The following is a 24,867-nucleotide window of genomic DNA, read 5'->3' as shown; positions in this document are numbered from 1 at the left end:
CCTTTTTTACGTCTGCGGAATTACGCTTCACTGCTCTGCTTGCGACGTGCAGCATCGCTGTTACGGCTCAGCCATAGCGACAGCGCTTTCAGCGAATCATCAGTGAATTCATCACAGCGCGCGGTGATTTCTTCTGGCGTCATCCAGAAAATTTCATCCACTTCTTCTTCCTGCATCGCGAAGGGACCATGCGAAACGCAGCTAAACAGCGCGCCCCAGACGCGACAATGCTGATCTTCAAAGTAGAATTGTCCGTGTTCAGCGAACGGAACGGCAGCGATACCGAGTTCCTCTTCCGCTTCACGACGCGCAGATTCCAGCAGGTCTTCCCCACTCTGCACCACACCACCGGCAGTGGCATCGAGCATACCCGGCATGAAGTCTTTGATTTCAGTGCGACGCTGCACCAGAATTTTGCCCATGCCATCATGCACCACAATATAAGTGGCGCGATGACGCAGACATTGCGCACGCATCTGCGCACGGCTGGCCTGCGCAATGACTTCGTTCTCTTCGCTAACAATATCAACCCACTCGATACCGTCACCTGCCGTTTGATCCACCATCCGTAACCCTTTTCTGTTTTCGGCGTGCCCAGCACGCGCCTGTTGTCATGCTTTATTAGAATCTGCCGTAAGGTAAAGCGTTCTTTTCGCCTCCGCAAGGCGCATCGTGCTTAGCGGGTTTTACCGGATTCCGCTAACCATAGCTGCACTGAAGCACGCTGCCACTGGAACTCGGCATAGTGCTGCAGCTTCACCGGCAATGCATCGCCATGCAGCGCCAGGCGATTGATCATCACCGCCAAATCCGTATCAGCAATTGACCATTCACCAAACAAATTTTGCTGACCATCGGGCAGAAGACGCTGTACGGCGGAGATCAGTTTGCTGGCGGCCCGTTCACCTGCCTGCGTCAGGGGAGCAAAACGCTCACCGGCAAACAGCACTTCAGTAGGACGTTCGGCACGCAACGCCATCAGATCGCTACGTAACCACGCCTGTACTTCACGCGCATGCGCCCGTTTTTCGCGATCGCGCGGATAGAGTCGTTCAAACTCTGGCGCAGGAAAACGCTCTTCCAGATACTCAGCAATCGCGGAAGACTCCGTCAGGACAACATCATCAATTTGCAGCGTCGGTACCCGACAGGTCAGAGACAGTGCACGATACTCTTCATCCCATTGCGCGTTCTGCGATAAATCGACGCGCTTGAGAGTGAAGGGAATGCCCTTCTCGGTTAGCGCAACATAAACCGACATGGCGTAGGGGCTGAAAAAAGAAGAATCGGACCACAAAGTAATGGTTGGATAATTCATTGGCTGCCTCGGGTAAGGGTCAGGTGTGCTTCATGTTTACCGATTTTTATTTGCTAAGGCAATGGTGTGCTGGTCGGATCTTTACTCGCTAAGGCCAGCGCTAACTTTCCCTTTTTCTTCATAACCGTAAGCCCAGTCACGCCGCGCGTGCGCTTCTCTTCTATGCTGAATCTGAGCAAAGAAAAAATTACAAGGAGGCTCAACATGCATTTACTGATTACGGGCGGCACCGGGCTAGTTGGCCGTCACCTGATTCCGCGCTTATTACAAATTGGTCATCAGGTAAGCGTGGTGACGCGCGATGTCGCCGCCGCACGTGAAAAACTCGATCCTCGGGTGGCACTGTGGTCCGGCATCAATCAGCAGTCTGATTTAAACGGCATTGATGGCGTTATCAATCTTGCAGGAGAACCCATTGCGGACAAGCGCTGGACTGAACAACAAAAGCAGCGGCTGTGTGAAAGCCGCTGGCAGATCACCGAGCAGCTGGTTTCGCTGATAAACGCCAGCAGCAACCCACCTCAGTTTTTAATTTCTGGTTCTGCTACCGGCTTTTACGGGGATACCGGCGATCTGGTGCTCACCGAAGAAGACCCTGGACACAATGAATTTACCCATGCGCTGTGCGCGCGCTGGGAGCAACTCGCCTTAGCAGCGCAGAGCGATCGCACCCGCGTGTGCTTGCTGCGTACCGGCGTGGTGCTGGCCAAAGAAGGTGGCGCACTGGCGAAGATGAAGCTGCCGTTTAAGCTCGGCGTGGGCGGCCCAATAGGCAGCGGTAAACAGTATTTGCCATGGATCCATATCGACGATTTGGTCAACGCCATGCTGTGGTTGATCGATCACCCAGAACTGCGCGGACCGTTTAATATGGTTGCGCCTTACGCCGTACGTAATGAACAGTTCGCTGCCACGCTCGGCCATGTGATGCATCGCCCCGCCTTTATGCGTACGCCAGCCAGCGCCATCAAGTTGATGATGGGGGAATCATCGGTGTTGGTGCTGGGAGGACAACATGTGTTGCCGAAGCGGCTGGAGGAATCAGGCTTTGGTTTTCGCTGGTACGATTTAGAGCAAGCGCTGCAGGATGTCGCCGGTTGAATAATCAGGGCGGCACGTCGGCCGCCCTGAGGTATTAACTGCGCTGTTGCGCGACGCGAGATTTCAACGCCACAGGTTCACGGGTATGTCCCGGCTGAGGCACGCGAATGATAAAGGTCAGCACGCCGGCGAACACATACAGCACGGTGTAAGCCCACACCACACCAACGATATCGAAGAACGGCAGCAGTATTGAGGCAATGGCAGGCGCAACGAAATTACTTAATCCGGCCGACAGGTTATAAATCGAAACTGCAGCTCCTTTGTGATGGGGTTCGAGCGTTGGGAACACCGCTGTCATAGGCACAAAGGCCGCGACAAAAATACCCAACATTACCGCCGGAATCAGCGCCACCCAGAAGTTATGACCGGCATACAGCGGCAGGTAATAAAACGCCAGGCTGGAGATCGCCATACCGAGACAACCAAACCAGCGCACCTGACGGATCCAGCCCAGTTTCTCACCGGTAATGCCCCAGAAGATATTGGTGAAAATGGTGACGAAGAAGAATACGGCCCAAATTTGCAGCCACTCTGAGATGCTGAAGCCGAGGCGATCAACAAATAGCAGCGGCATAACGATTGCAAAGCCAAACAGCGACAGCGTATTGATGATGCGAATCAGACAGGCATAAAACACGTGCTGATTGGTAAACAGAATGGTCACCGCCCGCGACATCTCGGTCATTTTGTCACGCATTGGCAGATTAACGCGCGACCGGTCAACCGGCACATTGCGCAGGCTGAAGTAGGCCAGTACGCCACCGCACGCCACCCAAACGATCGCCAGCCACAGCGTACCGGTTTCACCGAGCATCGGGATCGTAAGACTCGGCAAATAGCTGCCACCACGCCGATACCCACCGAATACATCGCCCAGAACCAACCGGTAGCGGCCGCCAGTTTTTCACGCGGCAGCACCTGCACCAGCATCATCATGAATGAGTAGATGAACAGCGGATAGGCCAGACCGCGAATGCCGTAAAATAGCACCATTAGCGGATAGTTACGCATCCCCAAACCAAGCGACATAAACAGCGTGTGCATGACGATCCACAGCACAAACCCAATCATCATAGCGCGCTGTGGAGTAATCAATTCAGCCACCACGCCCGATGCCCATGCCGCCAGCGCGGCGGCCAGTCCATAGAACGTGAACACCACGGCCGACTGCGCCGGGGAGAAGCCCATGTCAGTGATATGACGCGACAGGAACGCCATCTCAAAACCGTCACCCGCCATAAAAATCGCAATGGCGAGGAAGCCCCAAAACATCTTTTTCGGTAAGCCAAACCAGTATTCGTTCGATTGCATCACAATCATCCTCTGTTCGGTAATCCGGTTAATCAGGCAGTAACGTACGCGCCTGCTGCTGTTGTGCGTAGAGTGTGCGGAACACCTGCAGTCGCTGTTGCAGTACGCTGCCGCGCGCGGCATCCGGCTGATAACGCGCCTGTTCCAATGGTTTAAGACAGACCTCGCTCTCCAGGCCGCCGTCGGCCAGCCACGCCAGGCGCGCTGCGCCTAATGCGCCAGACGCGCTGGCGGGATGCGTGACAATCGGCAGTTGCAGCACATCAGCAATCAACTGCGCCCATAGCGTGCTGCGAGCGCCGCCGCCGGTAAGGCTGCATTGATGAATCTGCCGCTTCGCATCGCCGAGCACGGCGAATCCATCTGCCAACCCAAACGCCACCCCTTCAATCACGGCGTAGCCCAGCAGCGCGCGAGGTGTTTCATGTCGCAGATTGAAGAAAGAACCCGAAGCATCGGGATCGTTATGCGGCGTGCGTTCGCCGGAGAGATAAGGCAGGAAAACCGGGGCATGACGCCGTTGTTCATCGCTGAGTTGTGCCATCTCGTCCATCAACTGGCTTTCGGTAACCGACAGCAGATTGCATAACCAGCGCAGGCAGCTGGCGGCACTAAGCATCACGCTCATTTGATGCCAACGGCCTGGCAAGGCGTGACAGAATGCGTGTACGCCAGATTGCGGATCGGCGAGTAAGCGATCGTTGACCACGAAAATCACACCTGAAGTCCCGAGCGAAATAAAAGCATCCCCCGGATTGACCGCGCCCACGCCCACCGCCGACGCGGCGTTATCTCCGCCGCCGCCCGCGACGCTAACCGAGGCCGATAAACCCCACTCACTTGCCAGATTGGCCTGTAGCGTGGCGCTAACCGCGCTCCCCTCCACCAAATCTGGCATCTGCGCGCGCGTTAACCCCGTGATCGCCAGCAGTTCATCAGACCAATCGCGCTGTGCCACATCGAGCCAAAGCGTGCCCGCCGCATCTGAGGGTTCACTGACAAAACGTCCCGTCATGCGCCAGCGCAGATAATCTTTTGGCAGCAGCACTTTGTCGATGCGGCGGAAAATCTCTGGCTCATTTTCCGCCACCCAGCGTAGTTTTGGCGCGGTGAAGCCCGGCATGATCATGTTGCCGCTCAACTGCATCATCTCCGGATGCTGCACGCGCAGTGCTTCGCATTGTGGCGCGCTGCGCGTGTCATTCCACAGGATGCAGGGCCGCAGCACATGCCCCTGCGCATCCAGCAGCACTGCGCCATGCATTTGGCCTGATAAACCAATGGCACGAACCTCGCTCCACGTTTGTGCGGCCTGCTGACGCAATCCAGCGATCACCTCGCCACAGGCTTGCCACCAGCGCTCAGGATCCTGCTCAGCCCAATGTGCGTGCGGACGCTGCACGTGCAGCGTGGCATGGTTAGAGGCAACGATCTCGCCCTGCGTGTTGATGAGAAGCGCCTTAAGTTCCGAGGTTCCAATATCAATGCCGAGATACATAATGCACTCCTTACACTGCGGCCAGCGCGCGTTCTGGCTGTTTTAGCCACTGCTGTAAATCGGCAACGCTGCGCGTGACCAGCGCATGGAAAGCTTTGTCCTGCGCCAGCTCGCCGAACAGCGCGCTATCGCTGAGGAACGCGTTAAGCGCATCGGCACGGGCAAACTGCTGGCGCAGCGCGTCCGCTTGCAGCACGCCATCCTGATATTGATACGGCAGTGCATCACTGGCCCAGCGCTGCAGGAACAGGAAAAATAGTGCCGGTAATACTGCGGTGGCCGCCGGCTCTGAACCGCGCTGATAGCATTCACGCAGCGTTGGCGTCACCATGCCGGGGATTTTCGACAGGCCATCGGCGCCAACGCGCTGGTTGGTGTCTTTGATGTAGGGATTGCTGAAGCGAGCCAGAACCACGTCGCGATAGTCGGCCAGATCCAGCGGGCTGGGTGACAGCGACGGCATTACGTCCTGCGTGACATAGTCATACGCTAGTTGATAAATCGCCGGCTGACGCGTGCTGTCATCAATATAATTAAGACCGATCAGCGTACCGGCCCAGGCAATCGCCGCGTGCGTGGCGTTGAGGATACGAATTTTTGCCTCTTCCCACGGCAACACGGAATCGACGAGTTCAACGCCAACCTTCTCCAGCGCCGGACGACCGGCAATAAAATCATCTTCGATCACCCACTGAATAAAGGATTCAGCCATCACCGCTGCGCCGTCGTCGTTGCCGGTGGCGGCTTTTACGCGCTCAGCCACATCCGGCGTAGGACGGGGTGTGATGCGATCGACCATGGTATTCGGCGAGGTCGTGTTTTCACGCACCCAATGAGCCAGAGCGTGATCGCCTTTTGCTGCAAGAAACGCGAGAAAGCCGTGACGAAAACGTTCGCCGTTATGACGTAGATTGTCGCAGTTGAGCAGTGTAACCGGAGCACCGCCGTTGGCAACACGCTGTGCGAGAATGCGCGCCAGCGCACCATAAATTGTGCGGATATCGCCTGTTACGTCGGCCTGTACATCACTCTGCGTGAGGTCAAGTTCATGTTCTGGCGTCAAGTAGTAACCCGCTTAGGTGACGGTAAAGCCAATGACCCGGGTTTCACTCTTTGCACCCTGATCAATCAGCGCGCTGATGCCGCTGTCACACGGCAGGATTTTGCGCAGCGACGTAATGGTTTCATAGGCGCGTTCGCCTTCTGGCGTAACGGTTTCCAACACGTATTCGCCCGCTTGCGCAGAGAGTTGGTTCAGCAGCGGCGCAGCATCTTCACGGATATTACCGAGTGCAATACCCCAGCTGTCATCGCCCTGCTCTCGTAATTTATGCAGGTACCATGCCTGATGCGCACGATGAAATGAGCCTGCGCCGATATGCATCCACACTGATTTACTGGTCATATTCGCCTCAAAATAAACATTTGCCACGATTAAGGGCATTTGCCCGATGGCGTGTAGCATAGTGCCTGCGGCAAAGAACATTCTGGGAGCTGAATCACAATTAACACTTTTGCTCGATTTTAGGGCTTTTGCTCAATTAACACTTATCCTCTCTCTCGCGTTAACATGGCACATCGTTTTTGGCGGAACAGCGTGATGAGCAGAGAAGAGAAAAAACAAGAACTGGCGGCACGCGCGGCCTGGATGTATTACGTCGCGGGCGTGACGCAGCAGGAGATTGCACGCGCGTTGGGCTTGTCGCGTCAGGTGGCGCAGCGCCTTGTCTCCAGCGCGCGTGAGATGGGTATGGTGAGCGTGAAAATTGATCATCCGGTGACGCACTGTTTGCATCTGGCGCGTGAGATTCAGGATAAGTTCGGCCTGACGCTATGCCGCGTGGTGCCTTCAGCCAATCTCGACGAGGATGCCATCCAGCAGATGCTGGCGGTAGAAGGTGCTGCTGTAATGTCGCAATACATTAATGACGAGCAACCGCAGGTATTTGGCATTGGTTCCGGTAAGACATTACGTTCGATGATCGATGCATTACCTTGGGTAGAACGGCCGCAGCATCAGTGCGTATCAATGATTGGCGCAATTGCGCGGGATGATTCGGGCACACGTTACGATGTACCGCTGAAGATGGCGGAGAAAATGCAGGGCAAGTATTTCTTTATCCCGGCACCGCTGTATGCCGATACCCCCGAAGATAAGGCGATGTGGATTCAGCATCAGGTGTACCAACGCGTGACGTTGCGCGCACTGCAGGCGGATGTGGCGTTTGTTGGCATTGGTGAGGTTCAGCCCGGATGCCCGCTGCATGCCGAGGGCTTTATTACCGATACGCAAGTGGCAGCGCTTAACGCGCGCGGCGTGGTTGGCGAAATGCTCGGGCACTTTTTCAATCAGCAAGGTGAGCGCGTGTTGGGTGAAACTGATGAGCTGCTCACCAGCGTACTGTTGGAGAGCCGAACGCAGCGGCAGATTATCGGCTTTGCCGGCAGCGAGCGTAAGTATCCGGCAATACGTGCCGCACTGCAGGGTGGTTGGGTATCAGGTTTGGTGACCGATGAGGATACCGCGCTGAGATTGCTGCAGGAATGAAATGGTGCGCATACATGCGCACCTACGAAGTAGGGTCGCCATTCATGGCGTAATGCTCGTCAGTTAAGCGTGAATCGGTCACCATGAATGGTGACCCTACGTGAATATCGCCGGGTTTTCGTAGGGTGCGCATTCATGCGCACCTGCATAAACAGGCATTTTTTTGCTTAAGTGAGCGGCATTACGCCATTCATGGCGACCAGGAATTACTTCAACGACCCCTTCAAGAACTGCTGCAAGCGCGGGCTTTTCGGGTTACCGAACAGCTCATCCGGCGTGCCCTGCTCTTCAATCTTACCCTGATGCAGAAAGATCACGTGATTAGAGACGTGACGAGCAAACTCCATCTCGTGCGTCACCACCACCATGGTTTTGCCCTCTTCGGCCAGCTTCTGCATGATGCGCAGCACTTCGCCGACTAATTCTGGATCCAGCGCCGAGGTCGGTTCGTCAAACAGCAACACTTCTGGTTCCATCGCCAGGGCACGCGCAATGGACACACGCTGCTGCTGGCCGCCGGAGAGATGTACCGGATATTTGGCGCGCGCGCGCGCATCAATACCGACCTTATCCAGATATTTAACCGCACGCTCGCGCGCTTCTGCCTTGCTCAGTCCTAGCACCTGAATCGGCGCCTCGGTGACGTTGTCCAGCACCGTCATATGGCTCCACAGATTAAAATGCTGAAACACCATGGTCAGGCGCGTGCGCAACATGCGTAACTGTTCTTTATTGGCCACTTTCAGCTGACCATCGGTATCACGCACCAAATTGATCTGCTGATTGTTCACCGCAATCGTGCCTTCACTCGGTTTCTCGAGGAAGTTAATGCAGCGCAAGAAGGTACTTTTCCCGGAACCCGACGAGCCAATAATGCTGATCACATCGCCGGCATTAGCCTGCAGTGACACACCTTTGAGAACTTCATGTTCACCGTAACGTTTGTGCAGTTCGGTAACGCTTAATTTATTTTCAGCCATAGTAATACTCAATGCGATGAAGAGGGTTTTACGTGCGCGAGGAAGCGTTGCTCAGCTTTGCGGAACACGCTAATCAGCCCGTAAGAGATAATCAGATACAGCACCGCAGCGATGCCAAACGCGGTAAACGGCTGATAGGTCGCCGAGTTGATATCGCGCGCGATTTTTAACAGATCCGGCACCGTGGCCGTGAACGCCAGCGCAGTGGAGTGCAGCATCAGGATCACTTCATTACTGTAAGCCGGCAGCGCCGTGCGCAGAGCCGAGGGCAAAATAATGCAACGATAGAGTTTAAACGGTGAGAAGCCGTAAGCACGCGCCGCTTCGATTTCCCCATGCGGCACCGAGCGAATTGCACCGGCAAAGATTTCGGTGGTATAGGCGCAGGTATTCAGCGTGAACGCCAGCAGCGTACAGTTCAGTCCACTGCGGAAGAAGGCGTTTAGCAACTCGTTGCCTTTCACCACTTCCAGCGTGTACATCCCAGAGTAAAACACCAGTAGTTGCACATACAGCGGTGTACCGCGGAACACATACGTGAACAACCATACCGGTGTGGAGATAAAGCGGTTGGAGGAGACGCGCGCAATCGCCAGCAATACCGCAAGAGAACCGCCGATCACAACCGAAAGAATCAATAACCACAGCGTAATTGCAATGCCGGTAAAACGATAACCATCGGTCCAGAGCAGCTGCTTCCAATACTCCTGAATAATCTCAATCATAGCTCGGCCCTTTTCACACCCACCGTGTAGCGGCGCTCAAGCCACCACAGCACGCCGTTCGACAGCGTGGTAAACACCAGATAAATCACCCCCGCCACAATCGCGAAGTAGAACGGTTGCCAGGTACTTTTGCCTGCCAGCTGCGTGGCTTTCACCACATCTTCCAGGCCCAGCAGCGAGACCAGCGCGGTCGCTTTCAGAATGACCTGCCAGTTATTGCCGATGCCCGGCAACGCAAAACGCATCATTGCCGGGAACAAAATACGACGGAAGGTTTGCGAGCCGGTAAAGCCGAAGGCGGTGGCTGCTTCGATCTGCCCTTTCGGCACTGCCAGAAACGCACCGCGAAAGGTTTCGGTGAAATAAGCGCCGTAGATAAAACCAAGCGTGATAATACCGGCGACCATCGGGTCGATATCAAACTGGGCCAGCCCCAGCGCATCGGTCAGTGTATTAAGTGCGATCTGCAATCCGTAGAAAATCAGCAGCATCAACACCAGGTCGGGCACACCACGAATTAAGGTGGTATAGCCTTCAAACAGCATCGCCAGCGGGCGATTGCGGGAAAGTTTGGCACCAGCGCCAATCAGGCCGAGCACCACCGCCAGCAGCACCGAGCTGAGTGCCAGCTCTAGCGTCACAAGGGTGCCCTTAAGGATTACATCGGAATAGCCATACAACATGGTTCAATCCTGTCGTGAGGAAAATGTAAAATTACCGCCTAATGCAAAGACGGCACTGACCAAGACATTCGAGTCGCAGGAAGGCGGCAAGTGTATGAATTCCCGGGAGCTTACACAAGTAAGTGACCGGGATGAATACACGTTGCCAACGCTCCTGCGGCTTGAAGGGCGACGGTCAGGAGACAGGATAATTAATCGCCGTAGACATTAAAGTCGAAGTACTTTTTAGCAATCTTGTCGTAGGTACCGTCTTTACGCATCTCGCCAAAGGCTTTATCGATCGCCGCCTTCAGGTCTGCATCATCTTTACGCAAACCCATACCGGTGCCGACGCCAAAGATTTTATCGTCTTTGACCGCTGGGCCGGCAAAGGCATATTTCGCACCGACCGGCTGCTTGAGGAAGCCTTCACTCGCCTGCACTTCATCCTGGAACGCAGCATCGATACGACCGGCATTCAGATCCTGGTAGACCAGATCCTGGTTAGCGTATGGCGTAACGGTGACGCCTTTCGGCTGCCAGTACTGTTTTGCATAGGTTTCCTGCGTGGTGCCCTGCAGCAGACCGATGTTTTTGCCTTTCAGCGATTCAATGGTTGGCTGCAGCGTTGAACCTTTTGGCGCCACTAAACGCGCATTAGCCGCATACAATTTCTCTGAGAAGGCAATCTCTTCCTGACGCTTCTCGGTGATAGAGAGAGAAGAGATGATGGCGTCAATTTTCTTCGCCTTCAGCGACGGGATCAGCGCATCGAAATCACTTTCCACATAAGTACATTTAGTCTTGATACGTTTACAAATTTCGTTGGCCAGATCGATATCAAAGCCAACCAGCTGGCCCTGCGCGTTCTTGGATTCGAATGGCGGATAAGTCGGGTCAGTTCCGATGCGCAGCGTCTGTGGTACAGCAGCGAAGACGCTCGCGCTACTTGCCATTGCCAGCATCAGAGAAAGAGCCAAAACTCGCTTTTTCATAGGTAACCCTCAAGTGAAGTGCTTATTGTTATGTGGTGCGTGATGTGTTGGTTTGCGCTCTAAGATGTGCACGTTTCATGCCAGTTCTGCTAATCGGCTAAAGCGTAAACAGGCGCGCTAAATACTCCGCCGGTAAGCGGCGCAAGCACTTAGTTTGTGAGGGAAATATAACAGCGGTGTAAGGAAGAAAAAGCGACATTGTTAACTTTTGGTGCACAAGATGCACGAAGAGTGATCGCGCACGCGAAATTGCACACAGTCAGTGCATTAATGCACCATTATGCACCGCTCCAGCGGGTGAAAAGATCTTCCGGTAGCTCAATATCAAACTGATCCAGCACGCGATTGACGGTTTGATCGACTAACTCACTAATCGATTGTGGGCGATGATAGAACGCCGGTACGGGCGGCATAATAAGCGCACCGAGTTCAGCTGCCGTGGTCATCGTGCGCAGATGCCCCAGATGCAGCGGCGTTTCGCGCACGCACAGCACCAGCTTACGCTGCTCTTTCAGCACCACATCTGCCGCGCGCGTCAGCAGGCTATCGCTGTAGCTATGCACAATACCGGAGAGCGTTTTCATCGAGCACGGCGCAATTGCCATGCCGAGTGTTTTATAGGAGCCGGAGGAGATGCTGGCGGCAATATCGCGCACGTCATGCACCACATCGGCCATCGCTTGCACCTCGCGCAGGGTGAAATCGGTTTCCAGCGCCAGCGTTTGACGCGCTGCGGGGCTGATCACTAAATGGGTTTCCACTTCCGCCAGCGGTTGCAGCACCTGCAACATGCGCACGCCGTAGATTGCGCCGCTGGCGCCGGAAATACCAATGATCAGTCGTTTCATAATTCAGCCTTGCCCGTTCAGATTGCGGCAATAATAGCGGCTACCTGAGCAAAAATACAAAAACAAACAGGGCGGGATTGCGCCCGCCCTGCCGTTACTCTGCCACAACGTGAAGCTTAGCCTTCGTTGTGCAGCTCTAAACCTTCTACTTCTGTCTGACGCGCAATGGCTTTGGAATCGTCGTTACGCAGCGACTGCAGATACTCAAGGTACTGCTGATCGACATCTTTGGTGACGTAAATGCCGTTAAATACCGAGCACTCGAACTGGGCGATATCGGGGTTTTCTTCACGCACCGCTTCGATCAGATCGTTCAGATCCTGGAAAATCAACGCATCGGCTTTAATCAGCTGACGAATCTCTTCCACTTCACGGCCGTGAGCGATGAGCTCGGTTGCGCTTGGCATATCGATTCCGTAGACGTTCGGGAAACGAATTTCCGGTGCCGCAGAAGCGAGGTAAACACGTTTCGCACCCGCTTCGCGTGCCATCTCGATAATCTGCTCTGAGGTGGTACCGCGTACGATGGAATCATCCACCAGCAACACGTTTTTATCGCGGAACTCGGCACGGTTAGCGTTGAGCTTACGGCGCACCGCGCTGCGGCGCAGCTGCTGGCCCGGCATAATAAAGGTACGGCCAACGTAGCGGTTTTTCACGAATCCCTGGCGATAAGGCTTGTCGAGGATGCGCGCGATTTCCAGCGCGATATCGGTGGAGGTTTCGGGAATGGGAATCACCACATCGATGTCCAGATCTTCCCACTCGCGGGCTATTTTCTCACCCAGCTTGGTGCCCATGCGCACGCGCGCACTGTACACCGAGATTTTATCGAGGAATGAATCCGGACGCGCAAAGTAAACGTACTCGAACAGGCAAGGATTAGTTTTCGGGTTTTCTGCACACTGGCGGGTAGACAGCTGGCCCTGCTCGGTGATGTACACCGCTTCACCCGGCGCAACGTCACGAATGAACTCGAAGCCCAGCGTGTCGAGCGCGACACTTTCTGACGCCACCATATATTCGGTGCGGCCATCAGCGATGACGCGCTTGCCCAGCACCAGCGGACGAATACCGTTAGGATCGCGGAAGGCGACCATACCGTGCCCGATAATCATAGAAACGACCGCGTAAGCGCCGCGCACCTGCTGATGCACTGCCGCCACCGCAGCAAAAATGTTGTCGGCTTCCAGCGGGTAATGCTGAAAACGGTCCAGCTCCTGCGCGAAAATGTTCAGCAGGATTTCGGAATCTGAGGTGGTATTAACGTGACGGCGGCCCGTTTCGAACAGCTGTTTGCGCAGTTCATGCGCGTTGGTCAGGTTACCGTTGTGCGCCAACGTGATGCCATACGGGGAGTTCACGTAGAAGGGTTGCGCTTCAGAGGCGCTCGAGCTGCCTGCCGTGGGGTAGCGTACATGGCCAATCCCGATGTTGCCCTGCAGACGCTGCATGTGGCGCGCTTCGAACACATCGCTTACCAGACCGTTGGCTTTACGCAAACGGAAGCAGTTAATAGCATCGATGGTACAAATGCCGGCGGCATCCTGCCCGCGGTGCTGAAGCACCGTTAACGCGTCATAGATTGACTGGTTTACTGGCATAAAACCGGTGATACCAACAATACCGCACATATTGTCATTTCCTCATTAGCCGCACTCCCGATGGTGTCACCGGGGTAAAAAACTCGACGTGCTTTTCAGGTAATCAAAAAACCACCTGATGATGTAACTGAACTGGGGAATAAGCTGCGACTGTTGCCAGTCCGGGCTTTTGGAAAAGCCGGTGAATGTATCAAGGAAGAAAAGCATAGCAGACACTATCAGCACGCCACGCAACGCCCCGAAACAGACCCCCAACACCCTGTCGGTTCCCGACAAGCCAGTTTTCTCAACCAGCGAGCCGATCACATAGTTCACGATGGCCCCCACAATCAGGGTGGCCACGAATAACACCGCGATGGCGATGCCGTTGCGAACCAGTTCGTCGTCAAAACCTGTAAACCAGACTGCAAGGTAGGCGTAATAATGACTGGCGACAAAAAACGCGCATCCCCAGGTAACGAGAGATAAGGCTTCACGGACAAACCCACGAATCAGGCTGACCAGAGCCGAAAAACCAACTACCGCAATAATGACGTAATCAATCCAGATCATGAACTCTTCCAGCCCAGTGCTATCGCACCCCCTGCATCCAGTTCGGGGCGCATTCTAACAGAAAAAGAAAACGTTTGCGTAGGGTTTTCCGGTTCTGTATCCGTAAAAAGGGCGATGAAAAAAACTTTCCTCGCCCCGTGTGTTATCAGCAATTTAATATGCTGATATTTAATGATTTTATTGTCGCGCTTCGCTACAAAAATTTTGTAAAGCCGCGCCTTTTTCTGCTATCGGCGCGGCTTATCAGCGCCCTATCGCGCGCTATAAGGTTTCACCACCCCACCCAGACCTGAGATGCTTTGCAGCTCGCTGAGAGAACCTTGCAGCTTCGCTTTGTTAGCATCCGGACCGACATAAATGCGGGTAATTTGCCCCTGCACCGGCGATGACGGAACGGTAAAGGCGCGATAGCCGGAGAGACGCAGCTGCGCCACAATCTCGCTCACTTTCGCGGCGTTCTTTAACGCACCCAGCTGTACCACATACGCCTGCCCCGTCGGCGCAGCTGGCTCACTCTGCTTCGGCGTTTCTGCCGGTTTTGGCTGCTCAACCGGTTTCGGCTGCTCTACTGGCTTCGGCTTCGGTTGCTCCACCGGTTTTGGCTTCGGCTGTTCTACCGGCTTTGGTTTCGGCTGCTCGACCGGTTTTGGCTTCGGCTGTTCTACCGGCTTCGGTTGCACCTGCTGATGTACCGGTGGCGGCGTCACTACGCTTGGCTCGGTATTCTGCGTCGGCTGCGCGCTGCCGCTGGTGGCAGTTTTGCCGCTCGCCGGGTTCTGAACCGCGCCTGCACCTTCCGGTGGCTGTGCCGGTAAAGGCTGTGTCACCGGTGGAACCATTTCACTGTCCTGCTGGTCGTCAGGCTTCGGCACCAGCGGAATAGCGGCGAACTCTTCTTTGTAATGCTTTTTCTTACCGTCTAGCAGGCCAGGCAAGACGATGACACCAATCGCCACCAAAATGACCGTACCGACTAAGCGATTTTGAAACTTACTTGCCACTGCCGTTCTCCGCTGCCATCGATTCCATAACCTGCGCTACGGTGTGGAAAGACCCACACACCAGAATCACATCTTCAGGACGCGCCTGCTGACGCGCCGCTTGCCAGGCTGCCTCAACGTTGCTGTAAGACGTTCCATTTTTCAGATGAGCCATGAGCTCATCAGCGGTTGCACCACGCGGACCGTCAAGCGGCGCGCAGTACCAGCAATCAACCTGTGGCGCCAGCGCGGCCAGCGTACCGGCGATATCTTTGTCATGCAGCATACCGACCACCGCATGCACCTTGCCACGCAATGGCTCAGCGGCCAGACGTGAAGCCAGATAATAAGCGGCATGAGGATTGTGCGCCACATCGAGAATCACGCGCGGCGATTCGCTCACGGTCTGAAAACGACCGGGTAAAATAGCGCGTGGCAGATGCTGACGAATAATCGCTTCACTGACGTTCAGGCCCGATGCACGCAGCGCGGTAAGCGCAGTCGCCGCATTCGGTAATGGCACCTGTGGCAACGGCAAATCGCGCAGTTCACCGTGCGCATCCTGCAACATCCAACTCTCGCCGGTCTGCTGCCACTGCCAGTCGCGATTGCGCTGCAACAGCACTGCCCCCTTCTCCGTCGCCACCTCCGCGATGGTGCCCGGCATATCGTCTTCCCCGACGATCGCCGGTTTGCCTGCACGGAACACGCCGGCTTTTTCGCGGCCGATGCTTTCGCGATCCGGCCCCAGCCAATCGGTGTGATCCAGCGCAATGCTGGTGATCACTGCGACATCAGCATCGACAATGTTGGTGGCATCAAGGCGTCCGCCAAGGCCGACTTCGAGAATCACCACATCGAGATTGGCATCGCGGAACAGATTGAATGCCGACAGGGTGCCGAACTCGAAATAGGTGAGAGAAATGTCACCGCGCCCGGCTTCAATTGCGGCAAAACTGGCGCTGTGCAGCGCATCATCCAGTTCCACACCCTGTACACGTACGCGTTCGGTATAACGCACCAGATGCGGCGAGCTGTAAACGCCCACGCGATAACCGGCGGCCAACAACAGCGTTTCCAGGGTGCGGCAGGTGGTGCCTTTACCGTTAGTACCGGCGACGGTGAAGACAAAAGGAGCGGGTTTGAGTAGATCGAGGCGTGCAGCAACACGTTGAATACGATCCAAACCGAGTTCAATGGCCTGCGAGTGCAGATGCTCAAGATAATGAAGCCACGTGGCCAAAGGCGACGTGGCTTGAGGAAGAGAATTATCCATGTGTCCCGTTCTTAATTAATACACATCATCCTTCAAGCTGCAGCGGCGTTGGCTGCGTTCATCCACCCCGGTCACTTACTGATGTAAGCTCCCGGGGATGTATTCACTTGCCGCCTTGCTGCAGCTCGAATGATTTCGTGTAGACGGTGCATTGGAGGAAAGAAACATCGCTGCGCCTTTCCGTTGCCTGTCAGGCTTCGTTGCTCTCCGGCTCAGCCACATCAGGCTGATTACCATCCTGCAGCGGTGCTGGCAGGTTCATCATTTTCGCCAGCAGGCTTGCCAGCTTAAAGCGCATTTCCGGACGACGGATGATCATGTCGATCGCGCCTTTCTCAATCAGGAACTCACTGCGCTGGAAGCCCGGCGGCAGTTTTTCGCGCACGGTCTGCTCGATAACGCGTGGACCGGCAAAGCCAATCAGCGCTTTCGGTTCCGCTACGTTGAGATCGCCCAACATCGCGAAGCTGGCGGAAACGCCGCCCATGGTTGGGTCGGTCAGCACGGAGATGTACGGCAAGCCGCGCTCCTGCATTTTCGCCAGTGCAGCACTGGTTTTTGCCATCTGCATCAACGATTGCAGCGCTTCCTGCATACGCGCACCGCCGGAAGCGGAGAAGCAAATCAGTGGGCAATTGTCTTCCAGCGCCTGCTCAACGCCACGCACAAAGCGCGCGCCAACCACGGAACCCATTGAGCCGCCCATAAAGGAGAACTCAAAAGCCACTGCCACAACGGGCATACCGTGCAGCGTACCTTTCATCGCCACCAGCGCATCTTTCTCGCCCGTGTCTTTCTGTGCAGCAACCAAACGGTCTTTGTACTTCTTTGAGTCGCGGAACTTCAGCAGATCCTTCGGTTCCAGCTCGCTACCCAGCTCAACCAGCGAACCTTCATCCAGCATGCTATGCAAGCGCTCACGGGCATGCATGCGCATGTGATGGTCGCACTTCGGGCAGACCTCGAGGTTACGCTCCAGCTCGGCGCGGTACAGCACCTGCCCACAGCTATCGCACTTGGTCCACACCCCTTCCGGGATGCTGGCTTTGCGCGATGGGGTGGCAGTGCTTTTATTCAGTATGCGTTCAATCCAGCTCATTGATGACCTTTCTGTTTAATGCTGACCTGGTCCAGTCTTCTCATTGCTGCTGAAATCACCTTCAGCAGGCCGTAAATGTCGCTCATTAAACCACAACCCGTTCACGCTGTGGATAAAAATCTGGTTACGCGCTTACTGTGACTTCTGCTGACGACGGTGACGCCATACTTCAATGACGCCAGGCAGTATGGAAACCACGATGATGCCGACGATCAGCAGCTTCAGGTTCTCTTGCACCACCGGCAAGTCACCAAACAGGTAGCCAGCGTAAGAGAACAGCAGCACCCACAGCAGCGCACCCGTCACGTTAAAGAGCGCGAAGTGGCGATAAGACATATGTCCCATCCCCGCCACAAAGGGGGCAAAGGTTCGCACGATTGGTACAAAGCGCGCAAGTATAATGGTTTTGCCACCGTGGCGATCGTAAAACGCGTGGGTTTTATCCAGGTAGCTGCGACGGAAAATTTTCGAGTTCGGATTACTAAACAGCTTCTCGCCAAACAAACGACCAATTGTGTAGTTCACCGCATCACCAAGGATGGCAGCGATCACCAGCAGCGTCACCATCAGATGTACATTGAGATCGTTACCCGGCAGCGCCGCCAGTGCCCCCGCCACAAACAGCAGCGAATCGCCAGGCAGGAACGGCGTCACGACCAAACCGGTTTCACAGAACAGAATCAGGAACAGAATGGCGTAAATCCACACGCCGTACTGCGCCACCAGCTCGGCCAAATGCACATCAATATGCAGAATAAAATCGATCAAAAAGTGGATAAACTCCATATAACCACGACTCCCCTGACATCCAACAATTAAAGGTTAATCCGCGAGGAACAACGGTCCCAACGCAGGCTGAGGTAATGCAAAGTGGGATGGATAATCCACCGCCACCAGATAAAGCCCCTCGGCTTTGGCGGTCGCCGCCGCCAACTTGCGATCTTTGGCCGCCAGCAACGTTGCCATCCACTCTTCCGGCTGATTGCCCGTGCCAATTTCCATCAGGCTGCCAACAATATTGCGCACCATATGGTGCACGAACGCATTGGCTTTGATGTCGACCACCACGTACGGTCCATGACGCGAAACGTTGAGATGCATCACGTTGCGCCACGGCGTGCGTGACTGACACTGCACGGCGCGGAACGAGGTAAAATCATTCTCGCCCAGCAGCGCCTGGCCGGCACGCTGCATCTTCTCCGCATCCAATGGATGGTAATAATGGGTAATACCCTTACCAAGAATCGCTGGACGTAGCCGATGGTTATAAATCACGTAGCGATAACGCCGCGCAGTGGCGCTAAAACGCGCATGGAACTCATCCGGCACCGCTTTCACCCAACGCACCGCGATGTCATCGGGCAGATTAGCGTTAACACCCAGCGTCCAGGCCGCATCGGCACGCGACGAGGTGGTTTCGAAATGCACCACCTGCCCGGTACCGTGCACGCCCGCATCGGTGCGGCCAGCGCAGAACACCACCACTGGATGATCCGCCACTTTCGACAGCGCTTTCTCCAGTTTTTCCTGCACGCTGCGCACTTCATTCTGCCGCTGCCAGCCGTAATAACGGCTGCCGTCATACTCAATACCCAACGCCAGCTTAAGCGTCTTACCTTCAGACAACATTAATAGAAATACTCCTGCACCAGCTTCTCGGCGGTTTTCACTGCCATCAATGCACCACCGAAGCGGATATTATCGGCGACTGACCAGAACTGCAGCAGCTCCGGAATGCCGTAATCATTGCGCACGCAGCCAATGCTCAGCACGTCGCTGCCAGACGCATCGCCCACTTGCGTTGGGTAATCGCTCTCTTCACTCAGGTTGATATCACCGGAGCGGCCGAGTTCATCGCGCGCTTCTTCTGCCGACAACGGACGCAGATTCTCCACGTGCACAATCTGCGCATTGCCATAGAACACCGGTGCCTGCACGCTGCTGACCGCAATCGGTAAACCTTCGTCCTGCAGCACTTTACGCACCTGCTCAACCACGCGACGCTCACTCTCCACGCTGCCGTTGTTGTCAGCCAGCAGCGGCAGAATGTTGAACGCCAGCTGGCGACCAAAATAGTGCTGCTCGGCAGGCACGCCGTTCAGCAAGCGCGCACTTTCACCGGCCAGACCATCAACTGCGGCTTTACCGTGGCTGGAGGCGGCAATCAGGTTGGTCACCTGCAGGCGGCTCAGACCTGCCAGATCCACCAGCGGCTTGATCGAACACAGCAGTTGGCTCACCAGGCTGTCGGCCACGGTAATAATATTGCGGTTGCGATAATCCGCCAGTACCTGTGGGTTCACATCCGGCACCACCAGCGGCACATCCGGTTCAAGCGCGAACAGGTCGCTGCTATCAATCACCAGACACCCCTGGCTGGCCGCTTCTTCGGCATAGCGCGCCGAGGCTTCTCGTCCGGCGGTGAAAAATGCCAGCTGCACCTGCGTCCAGTCAAACTCAGCCGCGTCCTGCACCAGCACGGTACGCCCCTCAAAACGTTTGTTCTCGCCGGCGCCATTTTCACTGGCCAGCAAATACAATTCACCAACCGGGAACTGGCGTTCAGCCAGCAGTTCCAGTACAGCGTTCCCTACTGCGCCTGTTGCGCCTAAAAGCGCGATATTCCAGCCGTCAGACATGTTGGTTTACTCCAGAGATTGACACAAAAACAGAAGGCGGTGAAAACACCGCCCGTGATTTAGGAATTATCCCCCGCAAAATTGCAGGTGATTGAATTAACTTTACAAACTGGCACGGAAGCCGAGTTGATTGAGCATCGCCGCCGTCTCGGCATTGTCGCAATTTACCTGGAGCGATGACCATTCGCGACGCTCTTCGTACTGCTTGCGCAGGCGATCAAACTCGCCTGGCTTTGCTGCCACTTTGCGCAGTGGCGCGTCGTCGCGGCGCACATCATACACCAGATGTACCAGGCGTTTTAGCGTTGGCTGATCGAGCGGGCCGCGCAGCGTGATCGCACCAAATTCCGGTGCAGGCAGCAGACTGTCTAACGAGACCTGCTGCGGCTGACCGATAAAGTCACACCAGGCTTCAAACACCTGCGTAGTGCCGCGCGCTTTACCTTCCAGCGTGTAACCAGCGATGTGTGCAGTGGCGATATCCACTTTATCCAACAGGTCGAGCGATAAGTCCGGCTCCGGCTCCCACACATCCAGCACCACGCTGAGATCGTGGCGCATCTTGAGGATTTCCAGCAGCGCGGCGTTATCCACTACCGGACCGCGACAGGCATTGATCAGAATCGTGTTGGGCTTGAGCGCCAGCAGCAGCGCCGCATCGGCCAGATGCCAGCTTTTATACGGCCCTTCTTTAAACAGCGGCGTATGGAAGGTGAGGATATCGGCCTGCGCCACCAGCTCATCCAGTGAATGGAAGGTTTCCTTATCGCCACGATCGGCGCGCGGCGGATCGCATAACAGCGTTTTCACTCCCCAGGCTTCCAGACGTTTCTGCAAGCGCCCGCCAACATTGCCCACGCCAACGATGCCCACCGTACGATCGCGCAGTTCGAAGCCATCGCGTTCCGCCAATAGCAGCAGCGCAGAGAAGACATACTCCACCACCGCAATCGCGTTACAGCCCGGCGCGGCAGAGAAACCAATGCCTGCCGCCGCCAGCGACGCATCATCAATATGGTCAGTTCCCGCGGTGGCGGTGCCGACAAACTTCACCGGCGTGCCGGCCAGCAGCGCTGCATTCACTTTCGTGACCGAACGCACCATGAGCCCGCTGGCATCCTGCAGCTCAGCTTCCGGCAGCGGACGTCCCGGCACCGCTACCACGTCACCGGTGCGGCTGAACAGTTCACGGGCATAAGGCATATTTTCATCGACGAGAATTTTCACTGCGGCGGTCCTGTCTGGTTGAGATCAACGGGGCATATTTTGGCATAAAGCCAGGGATTAACCTAACCGGCTGCGATAGCGATCCGGCGTCGTTCCGGCCTGTTGCTGGAACATCACAATCAGCGCTGAGGCTGAGCTGTAGCCCAGTGCATGAGCGATGCCCTGCACGCTGCAGCCCTGCTCAAGCAGCGCGATGGCGCGTAAAAAGCGTAAACGCTGACGCCATTCGCTGAACGACATGTTCAGCTGCTGCTGACAGCGTCGCGCTAGCGTACGCTCGGTGGTAAACACGCGCTTTGCCCATTGTGCCAGCGTGGTGTTATCACCGGGATGGGCTTCAAGCGCCCGCAGAATCGGTGCGAGGAATTTGTCATCGGACATCGGCAAATAGCTGTTGTGCACTGGCGCAATGTGCAGGCGATCCATCAGCACTTCACACAAACGCCAGTCGGCCTGCGTCTGCGGCTGCTCCAGCTCGCGGCGGGCGAAATCATTCATGATGGCGTGCACGAGGGTATCGACATGCAATAAACAGGCTTTATCCGGCATGCCACTGCAGAGATCGGCGGCGATGTTGAAGGTACGAAAACGCGCGTCGTTATGGTTATAGCTACTGTGCCGATGCCCTGCCGGGATCCAAATCGGTATATCGGCAGGCGTCAGCAGGCGTTCGCCTTCCACTTCTAACTCCAGCACGCGACAGGTGACAAATATGACCTGCCCCCAATCATGTGCGTGCATCAGATATTCGGTTTTCGCGTTAACGGCATCGTAGCGCATGAAGTAGCGCAGCAGAGGTGCATCAATCGGCGGCTGATATTCGACTTGAAGATTCATTCTGTCCGGTCACTAACAAATATTGTCCGATTTTAACTATCTAGTCCAAACCGGTCAAACGTAAACTATTCGCGATTATCTGAGGAGCTGTACTATGAATTTTTTGTTTCCGCTGATCGCGGTGCTGATTTGGTCGATCAACACTATCGTTAGCAAACTCTCGGCAGGAAGTATCGATCCTGCGGCGATCTCCTTCTATCGCTGGCTGCTAGCATTGGTGGTGTTGGCCCCGTTTTGCCTGCCGGGCGTCTGGCGTCATCGTCACACCATAAAAAGCAACGGCTGGCGACTGCTGATTCTCGGACTGCTCGGCATGGTGCTGTATCAGAGCCTCGCCTATTACGCGGCGCACAGCGTATCGGCAGTGATGATGGGCATTCTCGGCGCCACCATTCCGCTGCTGACCATTCTGCTCAGCCTGATAGTACTGCGCCTTGCCCCCACGCGAGGCATTCTGATTGGCGGCGTGCTGTCCTTCGTGGGTTTGGTATGGCTGGTAAGTGAGGGCAATCCGGCGCAGTTGCTGAATCAACGTCTTGGTAATGGCGAGTTGATGATGCTGGCGGCATCAACCTCGTACGCGCTTTATGGCGTGTTGACTAAGCGCTGGGCGATTCCACTGCCCACCTGGCAAAGCCTCTACGTGCAGATTTTCTTTGGCGTACTGCTGCTGATTCCCGGCTTCGTGCATGCGCCAGATGTATCGCTCAACGTGCATAATCTGCCGCTGGTGCTGTATGCCGGGCTATTTGCGTCAATTATCGCGCCTTTCCTGTGGATTTTAGGCGTTCAGCGCCTTGGTGCCAGTACCACCAGTCTCTTCATGAATTTTGTACCGGTTTTTACTGCGGCTATCGCCGTCTTGTTCCTGCATGAGCAGCTGCACGCTTATCACTGGATTGGTGGCGGCATGACTTTGGTGGGCGTCATTCTGGCGCAACGTTTGAAAACCCCGTTACGCAAGCCGCGTAACATTATCCTTCCCGATCCCGCCCCCTGATTTATTATCCGGAAAGACCGTAGCCCCCGTGGATTTCCCGGGGGCTTTTGCTATCATGTGGCCTCGTTTTTCCGGCGCACCCGGATCTGACCCGTTTTTCAAGGATTCCGCCATGCAACCTCTCAGCGGTCCCGGTGTGCCCGCGGGCGATCGTTCATCTTTAACGCCAGCAACTGGCCCAGCTCGTCCTGGTGGCCCCGCCGGTGAACAACCGTTATCCCCTGCCCAGCGCACCACGCTGGAACGCCTGATTGTACGTATCATGTCACTCAGCACGCTAAAAGCCCCGGAACTGTGGGCAGGCGTGCGTCACGAAGTTGGCGTGAAAAATGAGAGTGAGCTGCAATCACGTCATTTCCCGGCGGCAGAACAGCATCTCAATGGCCGTCTGACCCAGGTACAAAACAGCCTTGCCACGCGCCAGCTGTTACAGCAGCTGCTGGAAAAATTGCCGCAGGGCAATAATCGCCAGGCAGTGAGCGACTTTATTCGTCAGCAGTTTAACCAAACGGTATTGAGCGGATTGTCGCAGGATCAGCTGCGCCAGGTGCTGACCATGCTGCAAAACGGCCAGATGGCAATTCCGCAGCCGCAGCAAACGCGATCTTCCGATCGCAGCTTGTTGCCGGCAGAGCAGCAATCGCTGAATCAACAGGTTACACGTCTTGCCGCTACTACCGGGGAATCGCCGGTGAAGCTGCTGGCCGACACCTTGAAGCTGGTAAACCTGAAAAGTGGCGATCCGATTCCATCCCGCCACTTCCCGCTGCTGACGCAATATTTGCAGGTGCGGCAGACGCTGGGTCAGCACAGCGCGCCGACCTTGCAGATGCTGGAAACCTCGCTGAAGCAACCGCTGACGCAGGATGAGCAGCGATTGCTGGAGGATTACAGCCAACAGCGTTTCCAGGCGATGCCCCATACCGTTCTAACGCCAGCGCAAACGCAGGATCTGCTGAATCTATTATTTAGCCGTCGCGCCGAAAAGCTGCACGAACAGCCGCTGGCCGATAGCGAGATGCACCCGCAGCCGATTTGGTCGCCGTTTATTCAAATCCTGCCGCAGCCGCTGGCTCAACGTCCAATGCTCACGCTGATTGTCGGACTCTTGGTGTTCACCTTCCTGCTGTGGTTACTTATCTAGCAGCCACAGTGTGCAGCGGGCGAGGCAGATGGCCATTCGCCTGCTGTCGTTCCCCATGCCATTGGATGACCGTCGCGCTTCCAGAAATCCAGCCCACCAATCAGCTCTTTCACCTGAAACCCCAGCGACGCCAGCTTGAGTGCCGCTTTGGTTGAGCCGTTACAGCCAATGCCGTCGCAATAGGTGATGTAAACTTTGCTGCGATCGAGATGCGCGGTCGATGCCGCATTCATGGTGCGATGCGGGAACGAGATGGCGCTGCAAATATGCCCTGCCTGATAAACGTCCTCAGAACGTGCATCGATCACTACGATCGCGCTGATACCCTGCGCCAGATCTTGCGCTAAATCCCACGCATCGGTGTAAAAGCTCAGTTTGTGCTGCAAATACGCCACGCTTTCGTTTGCGCTGGCCGGAGCGAAATTTAAGACCGCTGACATTGCCTTCTCCCACTGTGATTTTTTCTCAGTTTACGGCAAAGTGGTCTGCATACTGATACCACTTCTATCACCCCAATAAG

23 protein-coding genes and 2 pseudogenes are annotated in these 24,867 nt (G+C 55.5%); 4 read left to right on the top strand and 21 right to left on the bottom strand.

Annotated features, from left to right (window positions below; all coding sequences use genetic code 11):
- Positions 1-20: 20 nt before the first annotated feature.
- Positions 21-566 carry an NUDIX hydrolase YfcD gene (yfcD, locus tag CRO19_RS15310; RefSeq protein WP_097096584.1) on the bottom strand — a complete coding sequence of 182 codons (546 nt, stop codon included), beginning with the start codon at positions 564-566 and terminating at the stop codon, positions 21-23.
- A 110-nt stretch (positions 567-676) separates the two neighbouring features.
- Positions 677-1,318 (bottom strand): glutathione transferase, encoded by a 642-nt coding sequence (gene yfcF, locus CRO19_RS15305; protein WP_097096583.1) that lies wholly within the window; start codon positions 1,316-1,318, stop codon positions 677-679.
- 204 nt (positions 1,319-1,522) lie between these two features.
- Between yfcF and CRO19_RS15300 the strand changes: the two genes are divergently transcribed.
- Positions 1,523-2,419: a TIGR01777 family oxidoreductase gene (locus CRO19_RS15300; protein ID WP_097096582.1), complete on the top strand. Its 897-nt coding sequence runs from the start codon at positions 1,523-1,525 to the stop codon at positions 2,417-2,419.
- Between the two features lie 34 nt (positions 2,420-2,453).
- Here the strand turns inward: CRO19_RS15300 and CRO19_RS15295 are convergent.
- The 3 genes and pseudogenes from CRO19_RS15295 to dalD all read right to left on the bottom strand — a co-directional run bounded on the left by CRO19_RS15295 (position 2,454) and on the right by dalD (position 6,636).
- A pseudogene (locus CRO19_RS15295) lies at positions 2,454-3,733 on the bottom strand (MFS transporter).
- Positions 3,734-3,761: 28 nt separating this feature from the next.
- A complete protein-coding gene (gene xylB / locus CRO19_RS15290) occupies positions 3,762-5,231 on the bottom strand; it encodes a xylulokinase (protein WP_097096581.1) in 1,470 nt (489 codons plus the stop codon).
- Between the two features lie 10 nt (positions 5,232-5,241).
- A pseudogene (gene dalD, locus CRO19_RS15285) lies at positions 5,242-6,636 on the bottom strand (D-arabinitol 4-dehydrogenase).
- A 195-nt stretch (positions 6,637-6,831) separates the two neighbouring features.
- Here dalD and CRO19_RS15280 point away from each other — a divergent pair.
- Positions 6,832-7,779: a sugar-binding transcriptional regulator gene (locus CRO19_RS15280; protein ID WP_097096580.1), complete on the top strand. Its 948-nt coding sequence runs from the start codon at positions 6,832-6,834 to the stop codon at positions 7,777-7,779.
- Positions 7,780-7,985: 206 nt separating this feature from the next.
- Here the strand turns inward: CRO19_RS15280 and hisP are convergent, their stop codons facing one another.
- The 15 genes from hisP to CRO19_RS15205 all read right to left on the bottom strand — a co-directional run bounded on the left by hisP (position 7,986) and on the right by CRO19_RS15205 (position 22,203).
- Positions 7,986-8,759 (bottom strand): histidine ABC transporter ATP-binding protein HisP, encoded by a 774-nt coding sequence (gene hisP / locus CRO19_RS15275; RefSeq protein ID WP_097096579.1) that lies wholly within the window; start codon positions 8,757-8,759, stop codon positions 7,986-7,988.
- An 8-nt stretch (positions 8,760-8,767) separates the two neighbouring features.
- Complete coding sequence (locus CRO19_RS15270; protein ID WP_097096578.1) at positions 8,768-9,484, bottom strand: ABC transporter permease; 717 nt, start codon at positions 9,482-9,484, stop codon at positions 8,768-8,770.
- The gene (locus CRO19_RS15265; RefSeq protein ID WP_097096577.1) at positions 9,481-10,167 is read right to left on the bottom strand and encodes a histidine ABC transporter permease HisQ; all 687 of its coding nucleotides are present in this window, start codon (positions 10,165-10,167) and stop codon (positions 9,481-9,483) included. The genes CRO19_RS15270 and CRO19_RS15265 overlap by 4 nt, the downstream gene beginning before the upstream one ends.
- Positions 10,168-10,358: 191 nt before the next feature.
- Complete coding sequence (argT, locus tag CRO19_RS15260; protein WP_097096576.1) at positions 10,359-11,141, bottom strand: lysine/arginine/ornithine ABC transporter substrate-binding protein ArgT; 783 nt, start codon at positions 11,139-11,141, stop codon at positions 10,359-10,361.
- A 278-nt stretch (positions 11,142-11,419) separates the two neighbouring features.
- On the bottom strand, positions 11,420-11,989 hold the full coding sequence (locus tag CRO19_RS15255) for a UbiX family flavin prenyltransferase (protein WP_097096575.1): 570 nt from the start codon (positions 11,987-11,989) through the stop codon (positions 11,420-11,422).
- A gap of 116 nt (positions 11,990-12,105) precedes the next feature.
- The gene (gene purF, locus CRO19_RS15250) at positions 12,106-13,623 is read right to left on the bottom strand and encodes an amidophosphoribosyltransferase (protein WP_097096574.1); all 1,518 of its coding nucleotides are present in this window, start codon (positions 13,621-13,623) and stop codon (positions 12,106-12,108) included.
- Positions 13,624-13,659: 36 nt separating this feature from the next.
- Positions 13,660-14,145, bottom strand: coding sequence for a colicin V production protein (gene cvpA, locus CRO19_RS15245; RefSeq protein WP_064739347.1), 486 nt, complete (start codon positions 14,143-14,145; stop codon positions 13,660-13,662).
- A 251-nt stretch (positions 14,146-14,396) separates the two neighbouring features.
- Positions 14,397-15,146 (bottom strand): cell division protein DedD, encoded by a 750-nt coding sequence (dedD, locus tag CRO19_RS15240; protein ID WP_097096573.1) that lies wholly within the window; start codon positions 15,144-15,146, stop codon positions 14,397-14,399.
- Positions 15,136-16,401, bottom strand: a complete 1,266-nt coding sequence (gene folC, locus CRO19_RS15235; protein WP_097096572.1) for a bifunctional tetrahydrofolate synthase/dihydrofolate synthase — start codon at positions 16,399-16,401, stop codon at positions 15,136-15,138. The genes dedD and folC overlap by 11 nt, the downstream gene beginning before the upstream one ends.
- Positions 16,402-16,591: 190 nt before the next feature.
- Positions 16,592-17,500, bottom strand: coding sequence for an acetyl-CoA carboxylase, carboxyltransferase subunit beta (gene accD / locus CRO19_RS15230; protein ID WP_097096571.1), 909 nt, complete (start codon positions 17,498-17,500; stop codon positions 16,592-16,594).
- A gap of 132 nt (positions 17,501-17,632) precedes the next feature.
- Positions 17,633-18,286: a DedA family protein gene (locus CRO19_RS15225; protein WP_097096570.1), complete on the bottom strand. Its 654-nt coding sequence runs from the start codon at positions 18,284-18,286 to the stop codon at positions 17,633-17,635.
- A gap of 36 nt (positions 18,287-18,322) precedes the next feature.
- A complete protein-coding gene (gene truA / locus CRO19_RS15220; protein ID WP_097096569.1) occupies positions 18,323-19,129 on the bottom strand; it encodes a tRNA pseudouridine(38-40) synthase TruA in 807 nt (268 codons plus the stop codon).
- Entirely contained in the window at positions 19,129-20,139 is a 1,011-nt protein-coding gene (locus CRO19_RS15215; protein ID WP_007889262.1) for an aspartate-semialdehyde dehydrogenase, read from the bottom strand. The genes truA and CRO19_RS15215 overlap by 1 nt, the downstream gene beginning before the upstream one ends.
- A 102-nt stretch (positions 20,140-20,241) precedes the next feature.
- Positions 20,242-21,366, bottom strand: coding sequence for a 4-phosphoerythronate dehydrogenase PdxB (gene pdxB / locus CRO19_RS15210; RefSeq protein WP_097096568.1), 1,125 nt, complete (start codon positions 21,364-21,366; stop codon positions 20,242-20,244).
- Positions 21,367-21,423: 57 nt separating this feature from the next.
- Entirely contained in the window at positions 21,424-22,203 is a 780-nt protein-coding gene (locus CRO19_RS15205) for an AraC family transcriptional regulator (protein WP_097096567.1), read from the bottom strand.
- Positions 22,204-22,297: 94 nt separating this feature from the next.
- On the opposite strand from CRO19_RS15205, the gene CRO19_RS15200 reads away from it, so the two are divergent.
- The gene (locus CRO19_RS15200) at positions 22,298-23,203 is read left to right on the top strand and encodes a DMT family transporter (RefSeq protein ID WP_097096566.1); all 906 of its coding nucleotides are present in this window, start codon (positions 22,298-22,300) and stop codon (positions 23,201-23,203) included.
- Positions 23,204-23,315: 112 nt separating this feature from the next.
- The gene (gene flk, locus CRO19_RS15195) at positions 23,316-24,347 is read left to right on the top strand and encodes a flagella biosynthesis regulator Flk (RefSeq protein ID WP_097096565.1); all 1,032 of its coding nucleotides are present in this window, start codon (positions 23,316-23,318) and stop codon (positions 24,345-24,347) included.
- Here flk and CRO19_RS15190 read toward each other — a convergent pair.
- Positions 24,344-24,787, bottom strand: coding sequence for a rhodanese-like domain-containing protein (locus CRO19_RS15190; protein ID WP_097096564.1), 444 nt, complete (start codon positions 24,785-24,787; stop codon positions 24,344-24,346). The two genes, flk and CRO19_RS15190, sit on opposite strands and share 4 nt — an antisense overlap.
- Positions 24,788-24,867 lie beyond the last annotated feature (80 nt).

The sequence above is a fragment of the Candidatus Pantoea floridensis genome (assembly GCF_900215435.1).
GTDB classification, from domain to species: domain Bacteria; phylum Pseudomonadota; class Gammaproteobacteria; order Enterobacterales; family Enterobacteriaceae; genus Pantoea; species Pantoea floridensis.
The sequence above is the reverse complement of the archived record's forward strand: the minus strand, read 5'-3'. Positions and strand labels throughout refer to the sequence as shown.

What these genes read in the sequence shown, in the direction of transcription:
- yfcD (WP_097096584.1), bottom strand. Translation starts at nt 566, where the DNA reads ATGGTGGATCAAACGGCAGGTGACGGTATCGAGTGGGTTGATATTGTT.
- yfcF (WP_097096583.1), bottom strand. Translation starts at nt 1,318, where the DNA reads ATGAATTATCCAACCATTACTTTGTGGTCCGATTCTTCTTTTTTCAGC.
- CRO19_RS15300 (WP_097096582.1), top strand. Translation starts at nt 1,523, where the DNA reads ATGCATTTACTGATTACGGGCGGCACCGGGCTAGTTGGCCGTCACCTG.
- xylB (WP_097096581.1), bottom strand. Translation starts at nt 5,231, where the DNA reads ATGTATCTCGGCATTGATATTGGAACCTCGGAACTTAAGGCGCTTCTC.
- CRO19_RS15280 (WP_097096580.1), top strand. Translation starts at nt 6,832, where the DNA reads ATGAGCAGAGAAGAGAAAAAACAAGAACTGGCGGCACGCGCGGCCTGG.
- hisP (WP_097096579.1), bottom strand. Translation starts at nt 8,759, where the DNA reads ATGGCTGAAAATAAATTAAGCGTTACCGAACTGCACAAACGTTACGGT.
- CRO19_RS15270 (WP_097096578.1), bottom strand. Translation starts at nt 9,484, where the DNA reads ATGATTGAGATTATTCAGGAGTATTGGAAGCAGCTGCTCTGGACCGAT.
- CRO19_RS15265 (WP_097096577.1), bottom strand. Translation starts at nt 10,167, where the DNA reads ATGTTGTATGGCTATTCCGATGTAATCCTTAAGGGCACCCTTGTGACG.
- argT (WP_097096576.1), bottom strand. Translation starts at nt 11,141, where the DNA reads ATGAAAAAGCGAGTTTTGGCTCTTTCTCTGATGCTGGCAATGGCAAGT.
- CRO19_RS15255 (WP_097096575.1), bottom strand. Translation starts at nt 11,989, where the DNA reads ATGAAACGACTGATCATTGGTATTTCCGGCGCCAGCGGCGCAATCTAC.
- purF (WP_097096574.1), bottom strand. Translation starts at nt 13,623, where the DNA reads ATGTGCGGTATTGTTGGTATCACCGGTTTTATGCCAGTAAACCAGTCA.
- cvpA (WP_064739347.1), bottom strand. Translation starts at nt 14,145, where the DNA reads ATGATCTGGATTGATTACGTCATTATTGCGGTAGTTGGTTTTTCGGCT.
- folC (WP_097096572.1), bottom strand. Translation starts at nt 16,401, where the DNA reads ATGGATAATTCTCTTCCTCAAGCCACGTCGCCTTTGGCCACGTGGCTT.
- accD (WP_097096571.1), bottom strand. Translation starts at nt 17,500, where the DNA reads ATGAGCTGGATTGAACGCATACTGAATAAAAGCACTGCCACCCCATCG.
- CRO19_RS15225 (WP_097096570.1), bottom strand. Translation starts at nt 18,286, where the DNA reads ATGGAGTTTATCCACTTTTTGATCGATTTTATTCTGCATATTGATGTG.
- truA (WP_097096569.1), bottom strand. Translation starts at nt 19,129, where the DNA reads ATGTTGTCTGAAGGTAAGACGCTTAAGCTGGCGTTGGGTATTGAGTAT.
- CRO19_RS15215 (WP_007889262.1), bottom strand. Translation starts at nt 20,139, where the DNA reads ATGTCTGACGGCTGGAATATCGCGCTTTTAGGCGCAACAGGCGCAGTA.
- CRO19_RS15205 (WP_097096567.1), bottom strand. Translation starts at nt 22,203, where the DNA reads ATGAATCTTCAAGTCGAATATCAGCCGCCGATTGATGCACCTCTGCTG.
- CRO19_RS15200 (WP_097096566.1), top strand. Translation starts at nt 22,298, where the DNA reads ATGAATTTTTTGTTTCCGCTGATCGCGGTGCTGATTTGGTCGATCAAC.
- flk (WP_097096565.1), top strand. Translation starts at nt 23,316, where the DNA reads ATGCAACCTCTCAGCGGTCCCGGTGTGCCCGCGGGCGATCGTTCATCT.
- CRO19_RS15190 (WP_097096564.1), bottom strand. Translation starts at nt 24,787, where the DNA reads ATGTCAGCGGTCTTAAATTTCGCTCCGGCCAGCGCAAACGAAAGCGTG.